This is a genomic window from Streptomyces sp. NPDC055103 (assembly GCF_053607625.1).
Genome location: NZ_JBSGTX010000024.1, coordinates 87241 through 105882, shown reverse-complemented (window position 1 = coordinate 105882; position 18642 = coordinate 87241). Strand labels below are relative to the sequence as shown.

General features: G+C 73.9%; 19 protein-coding genes. 11 read left to right on the top strand and 8 right to left on the bottom strand.

The features are described 5' to 3' along the window. Nucleotides 1-104 precede the first annotated feature (104 nt). Entirely contained in the window at nt 105-740 is a 636-nt protein-coding gene (locus ACWFR1_RS17585) for a TIGR03085 family metal-binding protein (RefSeq protein WP_453551989.1), read from the bottom strand. An 84-nt stretch (nt 741-824) separates the two neighbouring features. Here ACWFR1_RS17585 and hisI point away from each other — a divergent pair, with 84 nt between their 5' ends. The 11 genes from hisI to lgt all read left to right on the top strand — a co-directional run bounded on the left by hisI (nt 825) and on the right by lgt (nt 10166). Further along, complete coding sequence (hisI, locus tag ACWFR1_RS17580) at nt 825-1175, top strand: phosphoribosyl-AMP cyclohydrolase (RefSeq protein WP_024757910.1); 351 nt, start codon at nt 825-827, stop codon at nt 1173-1175. An 11-nt stretch (nt 1176-1186) separates the two neighbouring features. Then, on the top strand, nt 1187-2677 hold the full coding sequence (locus ACWFR1_RS17575; RefSeq protein ID WP_453551986.1) for an anthranilate synthase component I: 1491 nt from the start codon (nt 1187-1189) through the stop codon (nt 2675-2677). 14 nt (nt 2678-2691) lie between these two features. Beyond that, complete coding sequence (locus ACWFR1_RS17570; RefSeq protein ID WP_453551983.1) at nt 2692-3351, top strand: TIGR02234 family membrane protein; 660 nt, start codon at nt 2692-2694, stop codon at nt 3349-3351. A 151-nt stretch (nt 3352-3502) separates the two neighbouring features. Then, nucleotides 3503-3757, top strand: coding sequence for an HGxxPAAW family protein (locus ACWFR1_RS17565; protein ID WP_453551980.1), 255 nt, complete (start codon nt 3503-3505; stop codon nt 3755-3757). Between the two features lie 77 nt (nt 3758-3834). Next, nucleotides 3835-4467, top strand: a complete 633-nt coding sequence (locus ACWFR1_RS17560; protein ID WP_453551977.1) for a DUF2752 domain-containing protein — start codon at nt 3835-3837, stop codon at nt 4465-4467. 154 nt (nt 4468-4621) lie between these two features. After that, nucleotides 4622-5431: an indole-3-glycerol phosphate synthase TrpC gene (trpC, locus tag ACWFR1_RS17555; RefSeq protein ID WP_317594268.1), complete on the top strand. Its 810-nt coding sequence runs from the start codon at nt 4622-4624 to the stop codon at nt 5429-5431. Between the two features lie 7 nt (nt 5432-5438). Further along, a complete protein-coding gene (gene trpM, locus ACWFR1_RS17550; RefSeq protein WP_453551974.1) occupies nt 5439-5708 on the top strand; it encodes a tryptophan biosynthesis modulator TrpM in 270 nt (89 codons plus the stop codon). A 413-nt stretch (nt 5709-6121) separates the two neighbouring features. After that, nucleotides 6122-7360, top strand: coding sequence for a tryptophan synthase subunit beta (trpB, locus tag ACWFR1_RS17545; RefSeq protein WP_453551971.1), 1239 nt, complete (start codon nt 6122-6124; stop codon nt 7358-7360). Then, nucleotides 7357-8178: a tryptophan synthase subunit alpha gene (gene trpA / locus ACWFR1_RS17540; RefSeq protein WP_453551968.1), complete on the top strand. Its 822-nt coding sequence runs from the start codon at nt 7357-7359 to the stop codon at nt 8176-8178. The genes trpB and trpA overlap by 4 nt, the downstream gene beginning before the upstream one ends. A gap of 64 nt (nt 8179-8242) precedes the next feature. Next, the gene (locus tag ACWFR1_RS17535) at nt 8243-9097 is read left to right on the top strand and encodes a DsbA family protein (RefSeq protein ID WP_453551965.1); all 855 of its coding nucleotides are present in this window, start codon (nt 8243-8245) and stop codon (nt 9095-9097) included. Nucleotides 9098-9161: 64 nt separating this feature from the next. Next, entirely contained in the window at nt 9162-10166 is a 1005-nt protein-coding gene (gene lgt, locus ACWFR1_RS17530; protein ID WP_453551962.1) for a prolipoprotein diacylglyceryl transferase, read from the top strand. 71 nt (nt 10167-10237) lie between these two features. On the opposite strand, the gene ACWFR1_RS17525 is transcribed toward lgt, so the two are convergent. From ACWFR1_RS17525 to ACWFR1_RS17495, 7 genes are all read right to left on the bottom strand, one after another. Beyond that, a complete protein-coding gene (locus ACWFR1_RS17525) occupies nt 10238-11053 on the bottom strand; it encodes an HpcH/HpaI aldolase/citrate lyase family protein (protein ID WP_453551959.1) in 816 nt (271 codons plus the stop codon). A 5-nt stretch (nt 11054-11058) separates the two neighbouring features. Continuing rightward, complete coding sequence (locus ACWFR1_RS17520; protein WP_453551956.1) at nt 11059-12291, bottom strand: CaiB/BaiF CoA transferase family protein; 1233 nt, start codon at nt 12289-12291, stop codon at nt 11059-11061. Next, nucleotides 12288-13208: a ribokinase gene (gene rbsK, locus ACWFR1_RS17515; RefSeq protein ID WP_453551953.1), complete on the bottom strand. Its 921-nt coding sequence runs from the start codon at nt 13206-13208 to the stop codon at nt 12288-12290. Before rbsK ends, ACWFR1_RS17520 begins: the two co-directional genes overlap by 4 nt. Next, a complete protein-coding gene (locus tag ACWFR1_RS17510) occupies nt 13205-14611 on the bottom strand; it encodes an ADP-ribosylglycohydrolase family protein (protein ID WP_453551950.1) in 1407 nt (468 codons plus the stop codon). The genes rbsK and ACWFR1_RS17510 overlap by 4 nt, the downstream gene beginning before the upstream one ends. Continuing rightward, nucleotides 14608-15774, bottom strand: coding sequence for an ADP-ribosylglycohydrolase family protein (locus ACWFR1_RS17505; RefSeq protein WP_453551948.1), 1167 nt, complete (start codon nt 15772-15774; stop codon nt 14608-14610). Before ACWFR1_RS17505 ends, ACWFR1_RS17510 begins: the two co-directional genes overlap by 4 nt. Continuing rightward, on the bottom strand, nt 15740-17044 hold the full coding sequence (locus tag ACWFR1_RS17500) for an ADP-ribosylglycohydrolase family protein (protein WP_453551991.1): 1305 nt from the start codon (nt 17042-17044) through the stop codon (nt 15740-15742). The genes ACWFR1_RS17505 and ACWFR1_RS17500 overlap by 35 nt, the downstream gene beginning before the upstream one ends. A gap of 392 nt (nt 17045-17436) precedes the next feature. Further along, the gene (locus ACWFR1_RS17495) at nt 17437-18432 is read right to left on the bottom strand and encodes an ADP-ribosylglycohydrolase family protein (RefSeq protein WP_453551945.1); all 996 of its coding nucleotides are present in this window, start codon (nt 18430-18432) and stop codon (nt 17437-17439) included. Nucleotides 18433-18642 lie beyond the last annotated feature (210 nt).

The window sequence follows — 18642 nt, the reverse complement described above, 5'->3', positions numbered from 1 at the left end:
CAGCGATACACCAGTATCGGGACGACCCTCCGCCTTGCGATCGCACGCACCAGACGCCGCCCGGCCTGCCCTTCGGGCAGACGACGCTACTTTCGCAACACGCCCTAAAACCCCAGCTGCCTCGTCTCCCGCAGCCGCTCGATCGCCTCCGGCTCGCCGTCCAGCGCCACCTTCGCCACGTCCTGCCGCCCGTACAGGTACATCATCAGCTCACCCGGCTCCCCGGAGGCCGTCACCACCGGAGTGCCCTTGTGCGCCACCGCCGTCTGGCCGTTCGGGCGGCGCAGCACCAGACCGACCGGCGCCTTCCGGCCGAGCAGCCGGGCCGCCTTCTCCAGACGCGACCAGAGGACGTTCGCGAAGACCGGATCGAGCTCCCGCGCCGACCAGTCCGGCTGGGCGCGGCGTACGTCCTCGGCGTGGACGTAGAACTCGACGACGTTCGCCCCCTCGTCCACCTGCTTGATCGTGAAGGGCGAGAACCGCGGCGGACCCGTACGGATGAGCTGGATCAGTTCCTCGTACGGCTTCTCGGCGAACTCCGCCGTCACCCGGTCCATCCGCTCCTTCAGCGCCGGCACGACCGCACCCGCCGCCGCGTCCGGCCGCCGCTCCCGCACCACCACATGGGCGGCCAGGTCCCGGGTCCGCCACCCCTCGCAGAGCGTGGGCGCGTCCGGGCCCGCCGCCTCCAACAGATCGGCGAGCAGAAGCCGTTCACGTTTCGCATGCGTCGACATGCCCGCCAGCGTACGACCGGGGCCACCGGTCCGCCCAGTGGACATCGCGCCGGACACCACCCCCGGGCGCGGCACAATGGCGCCATGAGCAGCAATCTCGACCCGGCCATCGCCGCCCGCCTCAAGCGCAGCCCCGACGGGCTCGTGCCCGCCATCGCCCAGCAGTACGACACCGGCGAGGTGCTGATGCTCGGCTGGATGGACGACGAGGCCCTCCACCGCACCCTCACCACCGGCCGTTGCACCTACTGGTCCCGCAGCCGCAACGAGTACTGGGTCAAGGGCGACACCTCAGGGCACGTCCAGCACGTCAAGTCCGTCGCCCTCGACTGCGACGCCGACACCGTCCTCGTCAAGGTCGACCAGGTCGGAGCCGCCTGCCACACCGGCGACCGCACCTGCTTCGACGCCGACGTGCTCCCGCTCTCCCAGTAAGGTCTGGCGCCATGGATCTCGAGACCTTCCGCAAGCTGGCGGCCGACCGCCGCGTCATCCCCGTCAGCCGCAGGCTCCTCGCGGACGGCGACACCCCGGTCGGGCTCTACCGCAAGCTCGCCGCCGAACGCCCCGGCACCTTCCTCCTCGAATCCGCGGAGAACGGCCGCAGCTGGTCCCGCTACTCCTTCATCGGGGTCCGCAGCGACGCCACCCTCACCGTCCGGGACGGCGAGGCCCACTGGCTCGGCACCCCGCCCGTCGGCGTCCCCACGGACGGCGACCCGCTCCAGGCCCTGCGCGCCACCGTCGAGACCCTCCACACCCCGCGCGGCCCCGAGCCCGGCCTGCCCCCGTTCACCGGCGGCATGGTCGGCTACCTCGGCTACGACATCGTCCGCCGCCTGGAGAAGATCGGGGACTCCACCCGCGACGACCTGGAGCTCCCCGAGCTCACGATGCTCCTCACCAGCGACCTCGCGGTCCTCGACCACTGGGACGGCACGGTCCTGCTGATCGCCAACGCGATCAACCACAACGACCTGGAGACCGGCGTCGACGAGGCGTACGCGAACGCCGTCGCCCGCCTCGACGCCATGGAGGCCGACCTGGCCCGCCCGGTCGCCACCGCCCCCGCCACCCTCCCGGCCTCCGAGCTCCCCGGGTTCACGGCCCTCTGGGGCGGCGCCGCCTACCAGGACGCCGTCGAGGACATCAAGGAGCGCATCCGGGCCGGCGAGGCCTTCCAGGTCGTCCCCTCCCAGCGCTTCGAGACCCCGTGCGCCGCCTCCGCGCTCGACGTCTACCGGGTCCTGCGGGCCACCAACCCGTCCCCGTACATGTACCTCTTCCGCTTCGAGAACGGCTTCGACGTCGTCGGATCCAGCCCCGAGGCCCTCGTCAAGGTCGAGGACGGGCACGCGATGCTCCACCCCATCGCCGGCACCCGGCACCGCGGCGCCACCCCGCAGGAGGACCACGACCTCGCCGAGGAGCTGCTCGCCGACCCCAAGGAGCGCGCCGAGCACCTCATGCTCGTCGACCTCGGCCGCAACGACCTCGGCCGGGTCTGCGCGCCCGGCTCGGTGGAGGTCGTCGACTTCATGTCCGTCGAGCGCTACTCGCACGTCATGCACATCGTCTCCACCGTGACCGGCAGGGTCGCCGAGGGCCGGACCGCCTTCGACGTCCTCACCGCCTGCTTCCCGGCCGGCACGCTCTCCGGGGCGCCCAAGCCCCGCGCCATGCAGATCATCGAGGAGCTCGAACCCTCCCGGCGCGGCCTGTACGGCGGATGTGTCGGTTATCTCGATTTCGCCGGCGACGCCGACACGGCCATCGCCATCCGCACCGCCCTGCTGCGCGACGGAACCGCGTACGTGCAGGCCGGAGCGGGTGTCGTCGCGGATTCCGATCCGGTCGCCGAGGACAACGAGTGCCGCAACAAGGCCGCGGCCGTCCTCCGCGCCGTACACACCGCCAACCGGATGAACGGCTCCTGACCACGTAGGGGATAGTGGGGTACGTGAGTGCCGTACCCGTACCCGTACCCCAGCCCCGGGCAGCCCGTGTGGCCGCCCCCACCGGCGGCGGCCGTCGCAGCCTGGCCGCGGCCCTCCTGCTCGGCGCCCTCGGCGCCACCGTCGTCCTCCTCTCGGCCGGCCAGATCTGGGCGGAGGGCGTCGCGTCCGTCGGCGGCGGCACCGTCCCCGTCGAGGCCGACGGCGGCGCCGTCACCGGTGTGCCGACCGCCCTCGCGATCGTCGGTCTCGCCGCGCTCTTCGCCGTCTTCGCCGTCCGCCGCACCGGCCGCACCCTCGTCGCCGCGCTCCTCGCGCTGAGCGGCGCGGGCGCCGCGCTCGCCGCGGTCCTCGGCGCCTCCGACAGCTCCGCCCTGAACGCCGAGGCCGCCCGGATCAGCGGCGACACGGCCGCCGCCGTCGCCGGTCTGACCCACACCGCCTGGCCGTACGTCACGGCCGCCGGCGCCGTCCTCATCCTGCTCGCCGGGCTCCTCGCCCTGCGCTTCGGCACGACCTGGCCGGCGATGGGCGGCCGCTACGAGCGGTCGGGCGCCCCGCGCACCGGACGCAAGGCCCCCGCGGTCGACCCGGACCGCCCCGAGGACCTCTGGAAGGCCCTGGACCGCGGCGAGGATCCCACCCGCGGCGAGTGAGGTGACGGAGGTGATCCGGCGGGCCGACCGCGACGCGTGATCGTCCGGGCACCCCCGATTCATCCTCGCGCGCCCGCGTGCGGGACAATGGGCACCGAGTGTCCGCGCACGCGGGACCTCACCACCGAGCAACAGCAACGAGGAGCAACTCATGGCGGGCAGCGCCCACGGACACACCCCGGCCGCCTGGACCGGTGTCATCATCTCCTTCATCGGCTTCTGCATCGCCGGCGTCTTCATGGTGGCCGCCAACCAGCCCGGATTCTGGGCCGGCATGGGTGTCATCGTGCTCGGCGGCATCGTCGGACTCGCGATGAAGGCGGCGGGCCTCGGCATGCCGAAGGAGTCGGCGGCCGTCGCCGCCGCCCGCGAGGCCGCGACCGCGACCGCGCAGGCCCGTTCCTGACGCGACACGACGTACCCGAGAGCGCAGTCCGGCCGTGCCGGGCTGCGCTCTCGCGCGTCACGGGCGAGAATCACCGGGTGGACCCGCAGCCGACGGCCGAAGCCGAGACCGACGATTCCCTCGCCCGACCGGGTGAATCCGTCCGGGCGCACGCCCCGGCCCCGGCCGCACCCCCCGGACCCTCGGTATCTCCCGGACCCGCCGTACCTCCGGGACCCGACGTACCGCCCGGACCCGTCCCGGCCGCGCTCGCCGGACCCGCCGCACCACCCTTCCCCCCGGCCTTCCCCCCGGCCTTCCCTCCGAGGCCACGACCGCTCACCCGGCGGCTGCTCGCGCCGGTCGCCACCCTCGCCGGGGTCGCCGCCGCCTTCGCGTACGTCGGGACCGTCGACCCCAACGAACCCGGGCACTACCCGGTCTGTCCGCTGCTCCGCTTCACCGGCCTCTACTGCCCCGGGTGCGGCGGACTCCGCAGCGCCCACGCCTTCGCCCACGGCGACCTCCCGGCCGCCCTGGGTGCCAACGCCCTCGCCGTCATCGGCTACGGCCTCTTCGCCGTCGTCATGGTCCTGTGGCTGATTCGCGCCGTCCGCGGGGTGCCGATGCGCCTCGCGATCTCCCCGGTCTGGTGGTGGGGGGTCGGGGCCGTACTCGCTCTCTTCACCCTGGTCCGGAACCTTCCCTTCGGCTCCGCGCTGGCCCCGTGAGGGCCCGCGCGCTCCCCGACGAACCCCTACGGGAGTCCCAGCAGGTGGGACGCCACTCCGGCCGATGCGAGTCCGGGGCCGTCCTGCGGATAGGATCGATGTGGCTGAACCTGGTTCCTCATCACCATCACCGTCCCGGAAGGGGGCCCCTCGCGTGAGTGTGCTCGACGAGATCATCGAAGGCGTACGCGCCGACCTCGCAGAGCGGCAGGCGCGGGTCACCCTCGACGAGCTCAAGGAGCGCGCCGCCAAGGCGCCGCAGGCCAAGGACGGCGTCGCCGCACTGCGCGGCGACGGCGTCAAGGTGATCTGCGAGGTCAAGCGCTCCAGCCCGTCCAAGGGCGCGCTCGCCGCGATCGCCGACCCCGCGGGGCTCGCCGCGGACTACGAGGCGGGCGGCGCGGCCGTCATCTCCGTCCTCACGGAAGAGCGCCGCTTCGGCGGCTCCCTCGCCGACCTGGAGGCCGTGCGCGCCCGGGTCGACATCCCCGTCCTGCGCAAGGACTTCATCGTCACCGCGTACCAGCTCTGGGAAGCCCGGGCGTACGGAGCGGATCTCGCGCTCCTCATCGTCTCCGCCCTGGAGCAGGAGGCGCTGGTCTCCCTCATCGAGCGTGCCGAGTCCATCGGGCTGACCCCGCTGGTCGAGGTCCACGACGAGGACGAGGTCGAGCGCGCGGTCGACGCGGGCGCCCGGATCATCGGCGTCAACGCCCGCGACCTCAAGACCCTCAAGGTCGACCGCACGACCTTCGAGCGCGTCGCCCCCGAGATCCCGGCGCACATCGTCAAGATCGCCGAGTCCGGTGTCCGGGGCCCGCACGACCTCATCGCCTACGCCAACGCGGGCGCCGACGCGGTCCTGGTCGGCGAGTCCCTCGTCACCGGCCGCGACCCGAAGGCAGCCGTCGCCGACCTGGTCGCCGCCGGCGCCCACCCGGCGCTCCGCCACGGCCGGAGCTGACCCTGACATGACCGCCGTCCGCGCCACGCCGACCCCTCCGGGCACCGCCCGGGGGGCCGTCGGCGTGCCGTCGGCGGCCGGCGGACTGCGTACCTCCGTACCCGCCCCGCACGCCCCGCTGGCCAGGGGCTGCCGACCGCGTGGCTGCCGCGCACCCGCCCGCCGTGTCCACGGCCGCCGGGTCCGGTACGTGATCGGCGACGAGCCCGGCCAGGTCAACGGCATGCGATGGCGCCCGCGCCTCGCGCGCACCCTCACGAACACCACCACCGCCTAGCCCCCTCCGTGCGGGCTGTGCCCCCGCCACCACCACCCCCGTGTGGGCAATCGTCCCGCTGGCCTGGGGGTCCCCCCTCTGGGGGAGGGTGGGCACACGGGACGGCGCCCTTTCGCGGGCGCCTCCGCTCCCAGTGCCTGCCCGCGCCACCAGCGAGGCGCACACCGGGGTGCGGGTCAGGGCGCGGAAGCCCAGGCCCGGCAAGGGGCGCCGTCCCGTTGTGCCCACCCTCCCCCAGAGGGGGACCCCCAGCCCAGCGGAACGACTGCCCACAACGGGCGGGGTCGTAGCCGGCAACGGGCGGCCGTGGTCCGCAACGGTGCGGCGTGGTGACGTACGTGATGGGTTCGCGCGCATACCGTGACCATCTACCGCACGCGATCCGGGGCACCCGCCCCGCGAGGAGCATCCGCATGTCCAGCGAGTTCTTCATTCCGGACCCGGAGGGTCAGATCCCCACCGCCGAGGGCTACTTCGGCGCCTACGGCGGCAAGTTCATCCCGGAGGCCCTCGTCGCCGCCGTGGACGAGGTCGCCGTCGAGTACGACAAGGCCAAGTCCGACCCCGAGTTCGCCCGTGAGCTCAACGACCTCATGGTCAACTACACCGGCCGCCCGAGCGCCCTCACCGAGGTCCCCCGGTTCGCCGAGCACGCCGGCGGTGCCCGGATCTTCCTCAAGCGCGAGGACCTCAACCACACCGGCTCGCACAAGATCAACAACGTGCTGGGTCAGGCCCTGCTGACCAAGCGCATGGGCAAGACGCGGGTCATCGCCGAGACCGGCGCCGGTCAGCACGGCGTGGCCACCGCCACCGCCTGCGCCCTCTTCGGGCTCGAGTGCACCATCTACATGGGCGAGATCGACACCCAGCGCCAGGCCCTCAACGTGGCCCGGATGCGGATCCTCGGCGCCGAGGTCGTCGCCGTGAAGTCCGGCAGCCGCACCCTCAAGGACGCCATCAACGAGGCGTTCCGCGACTGGGTCGCCAACGTCGACAGGACCCACTACCTGTTCGGCACCGTCGCCGGCCCGCACCCCTTCCCCGCCATGGTCCGCGACTTCCACCGCGTCATCGGCGTCGAGGCCCGCCGCCAGCTCCTGGAGCGCGCCGGCCGCCTCCCCGACGCGGCGATCGCGTGCGTCGGCGGCGGCTCCAACGCCATCGGCCTCTTCCACGCCTTCGTCCCGGACGCGGACGTGCGCCTGATCGGCTGCGAGCCGGCCGGCCACGGCGTCGAGACCGGCGAGCACGCGGCCACCCTCACCGCCGGCGAGCCCGGCATCCTGCACGGCTCGCGCTCGTACGTCCTCCAGGACGAGGAGGGCCAGATCACCGAGCCGTACTCGATCTCCGCGGGCCTCGATTACCCCGGCATCGGCCCCGAGCACGCGTACCTCAAGGACAGCGGGCGCGGCGAGTACCGCGCCGTCACCGACGACGCGGCCATGCAGGCACTGCGCCTGCTCTCCCGCACCGAGGGCATCATCCCGGCCATCGAGTCGGCGCACGCCCTCGCCGGCGCCCTGGAGGTCGGCAAGGAGCTCGGCAAGGACGCGTTGCTCCTCGTCAACCTCTCGGGGCGCGGCGACAAGGACATGGACACGGCCGCCCGCTACTTCGGCCTGTACGACGGGGAGGGCTCCAAGTGACGACCGGAAACATCCAGCTCCTGAGCGACACCCTCGCCAAGGCCAAGGCCGACAACAGGGCGGCGCTCATCGCCTACCTGCCGGCCGGCTTCCCGACCGTCGACGGCGGCATCGCGGCCGTCAAGGCCGCTTTCGACGGCGGCGCTGACGTCGTCGAGGTCGGTCTGCCGCACAGCGACCCGGTCCTCGACGGCCCGGTCATCCAGACGGCCGACGACATCGCCCTGCGTGGCGGCGTCAAGATCGCCGACGTCATGCGGACGGTCAAGGAGGCCCACGAGGCCACCGGAAAGCCCGTCCTCGTCATGACGTACTGGAACCCGATCGACCGGTACGGCATCGAGCGCTTCACCGAGGAGCTCGCCGCGGCCGGCGGCGCGGGCTGCATCCTGCCCGACCTGCCGGTCCAGGAGTCCGCCGTCTGGCGCGAGAACGCCGACAAACGCGGTCTCGCCACCGTCTTCGTCGTCGCGCCCAGCAGCAAGGACGAGCGCCTCGCCACCATCACGACGGCCGGCTCCGGCTTCGTCTACGCCGCCTCGCTCATGGGGGTCACCGGCACCCGTGAGTCGGTCGGCGAGCAGGCCGCCGACCTCGTCCGCCGCACCCGCGCCACCTCCGGACTGCCGGTGTGCGTCGGGCTCGGCGTCTCCAACGCCACCCAGGCGAAGGAGGTCGCCGGCTTCGCCGACGGCGTCATCGTCGGCTCCGCCTTCGTCCAGCGGATCCTCGACGCCGAGGGCGACGAGGCCGCCGGGCTCGCCGCCGTAAGGGAACTGGCGGGCGAACTCGCGGCCGGCGTGCGGCGCGTTTCGTAACCCATTTGGGTGGATCTGGAACCGGGGAGGCACGTACGTGCCTCCCCGGTTCGTTGCTGTGGGCGTGAGCGAGAAGAACCGTGGTGACGGTAATCGGAGCGCGCGGGAGCGCCTCCAGCAGCAGCGCGAGCGCGACAGGGCCCGCGAGAAGCAGCGGCGCGTCCTCATCGTGTCGGCGGCGGTGGTCGGGGTCCTCGGCCTGGCCGCGGTCGTCGGGGTGATCGCCGCGAACAGCGGCGACGAAGGCGGCTCGGACAAGGCCGGACCGGTGGTCGCGCCGACGGGGGCCGTCGGGGGCGACAAGCCGGCCATCCCCACGGGCAAGGCGGACGCCCCGTCGACACTCGCGATCTGGGAGGACTTCCGCTGCCCGGCGTGCGCCCAGTTCGAGAACGTCATGCGGGACGCCATCCACGAGCTGGAGGCCTCCGGAGCGCTCAAGACCGAGTACCACCTCGCCACCCTCATCGACGGGAACATGGGTGGCAGCGGCTCGCTCCGCGCGGCGAACGCGGCCGCGTGCTCCCAGGACGTGGGGAAGTTCACCGCGTACCACGACACGCTCTACATCAACCAGCCGCCGGAGACGGACGACGCCTTCGGGAAGAACGCCAAACTGCTCGAACTGGCTGCGAAGGTCCCCGGGCTCGACACGCCCGCCTTCCGCGGCTGCGTCGAGGACGGCACGCACGACAGCTGGGTCGCGAAGTCGAACGAGGCCTTCCAGAGCGGCGGCTTCCGCGGCACGCCCACCGTCCTCCTCAACGGAGAATCGATCTTCCCGACGAAGGGGGACGAGCAGATCTCCCCGGAGAACCTGAAGAAGTGGGTCGCCGAGGCCAACAAGGGCAAGAAGCCCGGTACGGCCTCGCCGTCGGCGCCCGCGGCCGGTTCCCCGTCCGCCTCCTCGGCGGGTTAGTTACCCATACGTTGCCGGGTGGGCTGCCATCGCGCCCGCCCGGCAGGGTAGCGTCGGTCCTGCCATGGACCTTGCCTATATTCCCAGCCCGTCGACCGGCGTGATCAACCTCGGACCGATCCCGCTGCGCGGCTATGCCTTCTGCATCATCATCGGTGTCTTCGTCGCCGTCTGGTACGGCAACAAGCGCTGGATCGCCCGGGGCGGCACCGCCGGCACCGTGGCCGACATCGCCGTCTGGGCGGTGCCCTTCGGCCTCGTCGGCGGACGCCTCTACCACGTGATCACCGACTACCAGCTGTACTTCAGCGAGGGTGAGAACTGGGTCGACGCCTTCAAGATCTGGGAGGGCGGCCTCGGTATCTGGGGCGCCGTCGCGCTCGGCGCGGTGGGTGCCTGGATCGGCTGCCGTCGACGGGGCATCCCGCTCCCGGCGTACGCGGACGCGATCGCGCCCGGCATCGCCCTCGCCCAGGCCATCGGCCGCTGGGGCAACTGGTTCAACCAGGAGCTCTACGGAAAGCCGACCGACGTCCCCTGGGCCCTGAAGATCACCGAGAGCGCGAACCGCGAGGCCGGGCTCTACCACCCGACCTTCCTGTACGAGTCGCTCTGGTGCGTCGGCGTCGCCGCCCTGGTCGTCTGGGCCGACCGCCGCTTCAAGCTGGGCCACGGGCGCGCCTTCGCGCTCTACGTCGCCGCGTACTGCGCGGGCCGCGTCTGGACCGAGTACCTGCGCATCGACGACGCGCACCACGTGCTCGGCCTGCGGCTGAACGTGTGGACGGCCATCATCGTCTTCCTGCTCGCGGTGACCTACATCGTGATCTCGGCGCGGATCCGCCCGGGGCGCGAGGAGATCGTGGAGCCCAGGGCCGAGAAGGCCGGGGAGACCGGGGAGGCCGACAAGGCCGGCGACTCCGACGATGACGGTGTCGCCGGTGACGACGAGCCCTCCGACGCCGTCGCGGACGCCGCGCCGGACGGGACCGTCGACCTCGACAAGAACAAGGACGCGGACGTGGAGCACGGTGCCGACAACGGTGCCGGGTCGGCCGCCAAGAGCTGATCCTCCTTCGTCGCAGGGCCGTCGGGACCGAGAGGTTCCGGCGGCCCTTTTCGTGTACGGGGGTACGGGGATCAGGCCGCGCGGGCGGCGAGGGCGAGGACCCGGTGGGCGCCCTCCACGATCGCCGCGTCGACGAAGCGGCCGTCAGGGAGGGCCAGGGCGCCCCGCTCGGTCTCGGCCGCGGCGACGACCTCCCGCGCCGCGTCGATCTCCTGCGGGGTGGGGAGGTAGGCGCGTTCGATGACGGGAAGCTGGCGGGGGTGGATCGCAGCCCGGCCGAGAAAGCCCATCGCCCGGCCCCGGGCGCAGCCGGCGGCCAGCGCGTCGAGGTCGCCGATGTCGGGGTGGACCGACTGTGCCGGGGGTGGCAGGGCGGCCGCGCGGGCCGCGACCACCACGCGGCTGCGCGGCCAGTCGAGGCCGCTGTCGTCCCGTACTCCCAGGTCGGCGCGGAGGTCGGCCTCGCCGAGCGCGATGCCGCGCACGGCGGGGTGGGCGGTGGCGATGGCGTAGGCGTGCTCCACGGCGAGGGCGTTCTCCAGGAGCGGGTAGAGGGGGAGACCGGGGGCGAGGCCGACGATCCGGTGGATGTCAGTGGCGTGTGTCACCTTGGGTACACGGAGTCCGCAGAGGCCGGGGAGGGGGGCCAGGGTGGGGATGTCGTGCGGGGAGTGGACGCGGACGTGCACCGGGACGGGGTGGGCGTCGGCGAGCAGATCCACCGTCGCGTCGAGGGCGTACGCCTTGCGGTGCGGTGCGACCGCGTCCTCCAGGTCGACGATGACGACGTCGGCGCCGGAGGTCAGGGCTTTCTCCACGACCCGGGGGCGGTCGCCGGGGACGTACAGCCAGGTGAGGGGAGTGCGCAGCCGGTTCATACCGTTCATCCGGCTCACACCGCTCCCTGGGCGCGGAGGGCGTCGATCTCGGCGGGGGTGAGGCCGAGTTCGGTGAGGACGTCGGTGGTGTCGGCGCCGTGCGGGCGGCCGGGCCAGCGGATTCCGCCCGGGGTCTCGGAGAGCCGGAAGAGCACGTTCTGCATCTTGATCGGGCCGAGTTCCGGGTCCTGCACCTCGGTGACGGTGCCGAGCGCCCGGTACTGCGGATCGTCGAGGACGTCCCGGACGTCGTAGACCGGAGCGATGGCGGCCTCGGCCTTCTCGAAGGCGTCCATGGCCTCGTCGCGGGTGTGGCGCGCGATCCAGGTGCCGACCGCCTCGTCGAGGACGTCCGCGTGTGCGGCGCGGCCCGCACCGTCGGCGAACCACGGCTCGTCGACGAGCTCCGGGCGGCCGACGAGGCGCAGCACGCGCTCGGCGATCGACTGGGCGGAGGTGGAGACGGCGACCCAGGAGTCGTCGGAGGTCCGGTAGGTGTTGCGCGGGGCGTTGTTGCGGGAGCGGTTGCCGGTGCGGGGCTGGACGTATCCGAGCTGGTCGTACCAGAGGGGGTGGGGTCCGATGACGGAGAGCATCGGTTCGATGATCGCCATGTCGACGACCTGGCCGCGGCCGGTCGTGGTCCTGGCGGTGAGCGCGGTCATCACCGCGTACGCGGTGGCGAGGGCGGCGATCGAGTCGGCGAGGCCGAAGGGGGGCAGGGTGGGCGGGCCCTCGGGCTCGCCGGTGATGGCGGCGAAGCCGCTCATCGCCTCGGCGAGGGTGCCGAAGCCGGGGCGGTGGGAGTACGGACCGAACTGGCCGAAGCCGGTGACGCGGGCGAGGACGAGACGCGGGTTGACGGTGGACAGCTCCTCCCAGCCCAGACCCCAGCGTTCCAGGGTGCCGGGGCGGAAGTTCTCCACGATCACGTCCGCTTCGGCGGCGAGGGCGAGGAGGGTGTCGCGGCCGCCGGGTGAGGAGAGATCGAGGGTGATCGTCCGCTTGTTCCGGCCGAGGACCTTCCACCACAGACCGACGCCGTCCTTGGCGGGGCCGTGGCCGCGGGACGGATCGGGCTTGCGGGGGTGTTCGACCTTGATGACGTCGGCGCCGAAGTCACCGAGCATCGTGGCCGCGATCGGGCCGGCGAAGAGGGTCGCCAGGTCCAGGACGCGCAGTCCGTGGAGGGGCGGCGCGGCGGGGGCGGGGGAGTGCGGGGCTGCGGGCTGCGGGGTGGTCGTCATACGGGGTCGGCCTCCAGGTCGCCGAGGGAGCCGAAGGCCGCCTCGATCTCGGTCCGGTACGGCATCGAGGTCGACGCGCCCTCGCGCTGGACGGAGAGCGCGGCGGCGGTCTGCGCCCAGGCGAGCGCCTCGGGGACGGGCCGGCCCTCGCCGAGGGCGACCGCGAGGGCGCCGACGAAGGTGTCGCCGGCGGCGGTGGTGTCGACGGCCTTGACGCGGGGGGCGGGCACGGTGACCGGTTCGGCGCCCCGGGCCGCGTACAGGCTGCCGGCCGCGCCCAGGGTGACGACGACCTCGGGGACGTCCCGCAGCAGGACCTGGGCGGCGGCGCGGGGGTCGGTGAGTCCGGTGAGCGCGGCGGCCTCGTGCTCGTTGGGCACCAGCAGGTCCGTGACGGCGAGGAGTTCGGGAGGGAGCGGCTGGGCGGGGGCGGGGGTGAGGACGGTGCGGACGCCGAGACGGCGGGCGGTCGCGGCGCCCTCGGTGACGACGGTGAGGGGGAGTTCGAGCTGGAGGAGCAGGGCGTCGGCGGTGCCGATGAGGGCCTCGTCGCCATGACTGAGGGAGACGACGGTGGCGTTGGCTCCGGGGACGACGACGATCGCGTTGCCGCCCTCGTCGTCGACGACGATGTGGGCGGTGCCGGACGGGCCCTCGGCGGTGCGCAGGAGGTCGGTGTCGACCGAGCAGTGCTCCAGGTTGGCCCGGAGGCGTACGCCGAAGTCGTCCGCGCCGACCGCGCCGATCATCGACACCTCGGCGCCGGCGCGGGCGGCGGCGACGGCCTGGTTGGCGCCCTTGCCGCCGGGGATCGTGCGGAACGCGCGGCCGGTGACCGTCTCGCCGCGGGCGGGGGCCCTCGACACATAGGCGACGAGGTCCATGTTCATGCTGCCGAGTACGACGATGCCGGTCATGGGCGTACTGCCTCCAGGTGTGTCAGTTCGGCCAGGGTGTCGAAGCCGATGCCGTCGAAGGACGGGACCGAGGTCGCGAGACGGTTCTTGAGGGGGGTGGTCCAGCGGTCGGGCAGCCGGTCGGGGTGGCCGGCGAGGAGCCCGGCGACCGAGCCGGCGGTGGCGCCGTTGGAGTCGGTGTCCCAGCCGCCCGAGACCGCCGCGCAGACGGAGCGGGAGAAGTCCCCGTCGCCGTGGGTGAGGGCGGCGGCGAGCAGGGCGGCGTTGGGGACGGCATGGACCCAGTGGTACCCGCCGAGCTCGGCGTGCAGGCGGTCGACGACGGTGTCGAAGTCGCCCTCCTCGCGGGCGGCCGCGATGCCCAGGCGGACGGCCCGGGCGAGGCGGGAGCGCGGCGGGATCACGGTCAGGCCGGTCGCGAGCGAGCGGTGGACGTCGGCGGTGCCGGTCGCGGCGGCGGCGAGGGTGGCGGCGACGAACATGGCGCCGTAGACGCCGTTCGCGGTGTGGGTGAGCGCCGCGTCCCGGTACGCCTGCGCCGCGGCGGCGACGGGGTCGCCCGGGTGGGTCCAGCCGTGGACGTCCGCGCGGATCTGGGCGCCGATCCACTCGCGGAAGGGGTTGCGGTGGACGGCGGTGAGCGGGGGCTCGACGCCGTCGAGGAGGTTGCGGTAGGCGACGCGCTCGGCCGTGAAGGTGCGGCCGGCGGGGAGTTCGTCGAGCCAGAGGCGGGCGACGTCGGTGGTGGTGAAGCCGCGGCCGTACCGCTGGAGGAGCAGGAGGTTGAGAAGGGGGTAGTTGAGGTCGTCGTCCTCGGGCATCCCGTCGATGTTCTCGGCGAGGGAGGTGGTGGCGGAGCGACGGTTCCAGGGATGCGCGGCGAGCAGCTCCGGCGGCACGCCACGGGCGGTGAACCAGCCGGAGAGGGGCCAGTTGCCGGTGGCGCGGGCGAGGGCGCGGATCGCGGGCAGGGGCAGCTTCTCGACGGGCTTGCCGAGCAGGCACCCGACGGCCCGCCCGAGCCAGGCGGCGTGCAGCCGATGGAGCAGAGCGCCGCTTTCCCCCACCCCGCCCCTCCCCGAAACCCTGACGGGACCGGGGGCTCCGCCCCCGACCCCCCGGGGCCCCGGGGATGACACGGCCTGGATGTCGGGCAGTGGCGTCGGTTCGTGTGGCGTCGTCGGGGTGGGGAGGGACGCCAGGGTGTCCAGGAGTTCCTCCGCCAGGGGGCGGAGGTCCGGGCGGGGCTCGGAGGAGGCGCCGGCCGTCGCCGGGGCAGGGGGGCCGCCCGCCGCGTACCAGCGGGTGGCGATCGCGTGGGCGTCGCGGCCGTCCTCCTCCGCCTGGCGGAGCTCGTGGCCCACCAGGTCCTCCGGTTGCACCCAGGTCAGCCGGAGGGTCATCGGTCCGCGCTCGTCAGCGTCGCGAACGCCGACTCGTGTGCGCGGCGCGCCTCCTCGTCCTGGGCGAAGACCTCGCGGGTCACCCGGGCCAGCGCGGCCGCCGGGGCGTGGAGGTCGAGCCGGCTCGCCTCCGCGACGCGCTTCGCCCAGTCGGCGGGGACGGCGGACTCTCCCCGCAGGGCGCCCACGATCGCGCCCGCCATCGTGGCGATCGAGTCGCAGTCACGGCCGTAGTTGACCGAGCCCAGGACCGTACGGCGGTAGTCGCCCTGGCCGACGAGGAGCATGCCGAGGGCGATCGGGAGTTCCTCGATCGCGTGCAGGCGGGACGGGCGGCGGGCGCCGAGGGAGGGGGCGCGGTAGTCGGGGCCGACCGTGTCGAAGGGGGCCACCGCCGCGCGCAGGGGGGCGAGGGCGGACTCGAAGTCCGTGTGGCGGGCCGCCGCTTCGGCGACGGCCTCGATCGCCGACCTGGTGCCGTCCTTCGCGAGGGAGAGGACCGTGTCGACGACCGTGCGGGGCGTCGCGCCCGGTGCGCACGCCGCGGCGACCGCCGCCGCGAACACGCCGGCCGCCTCCCGGCCGTACGACGACTGGTGCGCTCCCGCGACGTCGAGGGCCTCGGCGTAGGCCGCCGCGGGGTGGGCGGCGTTGACGAGTCCGACCGGCGCCATGTACATCGCGGCGCCGCAGTTGACGATGTTGCCGTCGCCGGCCTCGCGCGGGTCCACGTGGCCGTAGTGGAGCCGGGCCACGAGCCACTTCTCGGCGAGGAAGATCCGCTGGAGGGGGAGGGCCTCGGCCTCCAGCTCCGGGATCCAGACGGGGGAGCCCATGAGTTCCGGGACGAGGAAGTCCGCGACCGCGTACGCGTCGAGGTGGCCGCGGACCTTCTCGTACACCCGGATCAGGGCGTGGGTCATCAAGGTGTCGTCGGTGACGTGCCCGTCGCCCTTGTGGTACGGCGCGATCGGACGGGCCGTGCGCCAGTCCTCGCCGTTCCAGGGGCCGACGATCCCGGTGACGCGGCCGCCGTGGCGTTCCAGGATCTGCTGGGGGGTGTAGCCCTCGACGGGGCCGCCGAGCGCGTCGCCGACGGCGGCCCCGAGGAGGCTTCCGGTGATCCTGTCATCCAGGCTGGGCACATCCAGTGTGGGTGTCATGTCGGAATTGTCCACCTGGGGCGGCCGGTTCCGTGGCTCCTAGCAGCCCGGCGAGTTCGACCAGGTCCGTTCCCGCGAGTCGCGGCAGCGCGCAGCCCGCGAGCGTCCGGCAGGCCTCGCGCCAGGTCGCCGGGACCGAACGGCCGCCGCCCAGGGTGCCGGTGAGGGCGCCGGCGAGCGCGGGGGCGGAGTCCGCGACCCGGGAGAGGCAGACGGCGGCCGGGACCGCCGCCGTCATCTCGCCCCGCGCGGCGAGCGCGAGGGCGAGGGCGACGGGGACGGTCTCGGCGGCGGCGATGCCGTAGCTGTAGACGTGGTCCACGATCTGGTGCTCCAGGAGCGGGACCAGTTCGAAGGCCGAACCCGCGGTTCGGGCGAGCTCTACGGCGTACCGGGCGTTGCGGCCGATCTCGGTGGCGGGCGGGAGTTCGGCGAGCGCCGCCTCGACGGCCTCCTCCACCGTCGCCCCGCCGAGGGCCGCGGCGACGGCCGCCGCCGTCGCGCGGGCCCCGTGGACGCCGTCCCCGTCCTGGGTGTACCGGGCGTCGAACTCGGCGAGTTCCGCGGCGGCGTGCGGGTCGCCGGGATGGACGACGGCGAGGACGGCGGCCCGGACGCAGGCGGCGTCGTCGAAGTAGTGCGGGTTGTCGTGGCCGGTGGCGGGCGGGCGCAGGCCGGTGGCGAGGTTGCCGAGCCCGGCGCGTACGGAGATCCGGGCGCGGAGGGGGAGGACGGCGGACTCGACCTCGGGGGCGCGGTCGGCGGCGGCGGCGACCTGGCCGGCGAGGGCGTTCCAGGCGAGGTCGACGGCGGCGCGGAGGCGGCGCTCCGGGGGGAGGCCGGCGAAGACGGGGCCGAAGGCGGTGAGGATCGCCTCGGCGGTGAAGGCCGCCCACTCGGCGTCGTCGGAGGGGCCGAGGCGGAGGGGTTCGGGGGGCTGGTTGAGGGCGATGGGGACGGGGAGGGTGGTCGTCGCGTTCTGCTCCGCGAAGGTGTCGAGTTCGCGGGTGAGGCGGCGGGTCCACTCCGGCATGCGGGCGGCGCGGTGGCGGGCGGCGGGCCAGCCGGCGGCGTCGCCCGCGGCGAGCCCGATGAGGAGGCCCTCGACGGCGTCGCGGCCGGCCCTGCGGGTGGCCTCGGGCTCGGGGGCCTCGTGGGTGCGGCCCCACGAACCGGTGCCGCGGACCGAGGCGGGGTGCAGCGGGTCGGCGCCCGGCAACGGGCGGTCGGGGTCCTGCGGGTCACCGAGCAGAGGGCCGGCACCCGGCATCGGGGGCTGTGCCCACCCGCCCCCAGAGGGGGGACCCCCACGCGCTGCGGGACGATTGCCGACAGGGGCGGTGGCGAGGTCCACGACGGCGGTGGCGAGGTCCACGGCGGTGGTGGCGGTGTCCGGGGTGGTGGCGCCTACGGCGGTGGTGGCGAGGTCCACGGCGGTGGTGGCGGTGTCCGGGGTGGTGGCGCCTACGGCGGTGGTGGCGAGGTCCACGGCGGTGGTGGCCAGGTCCGCAGCGGCGGTGCCCGCAGCGGTGGTGGCGAGGTCCACGGCGGTGGTGCCCACGGTGGTGGTGGCCAGGTCCACAGCAGTGATGCCCACGGCAGCGGTGCCGAGGTCCACGGTGGTGGCGCCCACCGCGGTGCCGGGCGTAGTCGTGTTCGCGCTCATGACAGGGTTTCCTCCGGGGTCAGCAGGTCCGCTACGTCCAGGACGTGGTAGCCGCGCATCGAGGGCAGGCAGCTGCCGGTGACCGGGGCGATGGCTGTCGCCCATTCCTCCGGGATCGCCGCCGCGCCCGACATCGCCCCGGCGAGGGCGCCCGCGACCGCTGCCGTCGTGTCGGCGTCGCGGCCCATGTTGACCGCGGTCAGGACCGCCGTACGGAAGTCCCCGCGGGCCGCCGCGAAGGCGCCGAAGGCCAGGCCAACGGCCTCCGGGGCCAGGTCCGTCCACGGGTAGCCGCCGATGACGACCGCCGAGCGGACCTGCCGTTCCCGGGTGAGCGGGTCCGGCTGGACCCGCTGGGCGGCGACCACCGCGCGCCGCAGCGAGCGGGCCGTCCAGGAGTCCATCGGGACGACCGAGAGGGCCGCCGCGATCACGGACGTGACCGTCTCGCCCGCCATCGCCGCCGCGACTCCCGCCGCGACGGCCTGGCCGCCGTAGATGCCCTCGCCCTCGTGGCTGACGCTGCCGTCGATCGCGACGAGGCGCGCCGCCTCCGCCGGGCGGCCGGCGGCGAAGACCCCGAAGGGCGCGGCGCGCATGGCGAGCCCGTCGCTCCAGGCGTGCCGGTGCTGGGCGGAGATGGGTGCGGCGAGGCCCCGGCGGAGGTTCTCCAGCGTGCCGCGCTCCGAGAAGCCCGCGCCGCGGAAGGGGCCTTCGTCGAGGTCGGCGATCCAGTGGTGCCAGGCCCGTTCGACGTGGTGGACGGTGAGGGCGGAGCCGTGCCGGGCGAGCAGCAGGGCCGAGAAGATCGCGTACTCGGTGTCGTCGGTGCCCGCCGGACGGTCCGTCACGAAGCCCTCGATGCGGCCCCATCGGCGGCGGATCTCCGAGGGGCGCATGTTCTCCGCGGGGGCTCCGAGGGCGTCGCCGACGGCGAGGCCGAGGAGCGCCCCTCTCGCCCGTTCGCGGGTGTCGCATGCCGTGGTCGTCATTCTCGCGGCCCCTTCCTCGGTGGGGGCGCGCAGTTCGGCGCCCCGATGCCTGGATCTGTGCCACCGCGCGCCGCGAACTCGCTGAAGAAACGTCTCTGTCACCCGCCTGACACCTCGCCAGAACCAGGTTCACCCGGTGGGGCACTGCCGGGCAGGGTCTAAGGGGGGCCTTAGTAAGTACGGCCTGCCTTGCTGGCGGGCCCCTTACGT

Coding starts and splice junctions, on each gene's coding strand:
- ACWFR1_RS17585 (WP_453551989.1), bottom strand. CDS start 740: ATGTCGACGCATGCGAAACGTGAACGGCTTCTGCTCGCCGATCTGTTG.
- hisI (WP_024757910.1), top strand. CDS start 825: ATGAGCAGCAATCTCGACCCGGCCATCGCCGCCCGCCTCAAGCGCAGC.
- ACWFR1_RS17575 (WP_453551986.1), top strand. CDS start 1,187: ATGGATCTCGAGACCTTCCGCAAGCTGGCGGCCGACCGCCGCGTCATC.
- ACWFR1_RS17565 (WP_453551980.1), top strand. CDS start 3,503: ATGGCGGGCAGCGCCCACGGACACACCCCGGCCGCCTGGACCGGTGTC.
- trpM (WP_453551974.1), top strand. CDS start 5,439: ATGACCGCCGTCCGCGCCACGCCGACCCCTCCGGGCACCGCCCGGGGG.
- trpB (WP_453551971.1), top strand. CDS start 6,122: ATGTCCAGCGAGTTCTTCATTCCGGACCCGGAGGGTCAGATCCCCACC.
- lgt (WP_453551962.1), top strand. CDS start 9,162: ATGGACCTTGCCTATATTCCCAGCCCGTCGACCGGCGTGATCAACCTC.
- ACWFR1_RS17525 (WP_453551959.1), bottom strand. CDS start 11,053: ATGAACGGTATGAACCGGCTGCGCACTCCCCTCACCTGGCTGTACGTC.
- ACWFR1_RS17520 (WP_453551956.1), bottom strand. CDS start 12,291: ATGACGACCACCCCGCAGCCCGCAGCCCCGCACTCCCCCGCCCCCGCC.
- rbsK (WP_453551953.1), bottom strand. CDS start 13,208: ATGACCGGCATCGTCGTACTCGGCAGCATGAACATGGACCTCGTCGCC.
- ACWFR1_RS17510 (WP_453551950.1), bottom strand. CDS start 14,611: ATGACCCTCCGGCTGACCTGGGTGCAACCGGAGGACCTGGTGGGCCAC.
- ACWFR1_RS17505 (WP_453551948.1), bottom strand. CDS start 15,774: ATGACACCCACACTGGATGTGCCCAGCCTGGATGACAGGATCACCGGA.
- ACWFR1_RS17500 (WP_453551991.1), bottom strand. CDS start 17,044: ATGCCGGGTGCCGGCCCTCTGCTCGGTGACCCGCAGGACCCCGACCGC.
- ACWFR1_RS17495 (WP_453551945.1), bottom strand. CDS start 18,432: ATGACGACCACGGCATGCGACACCCGCGAACGGGCGAGAGGGGCGCTC.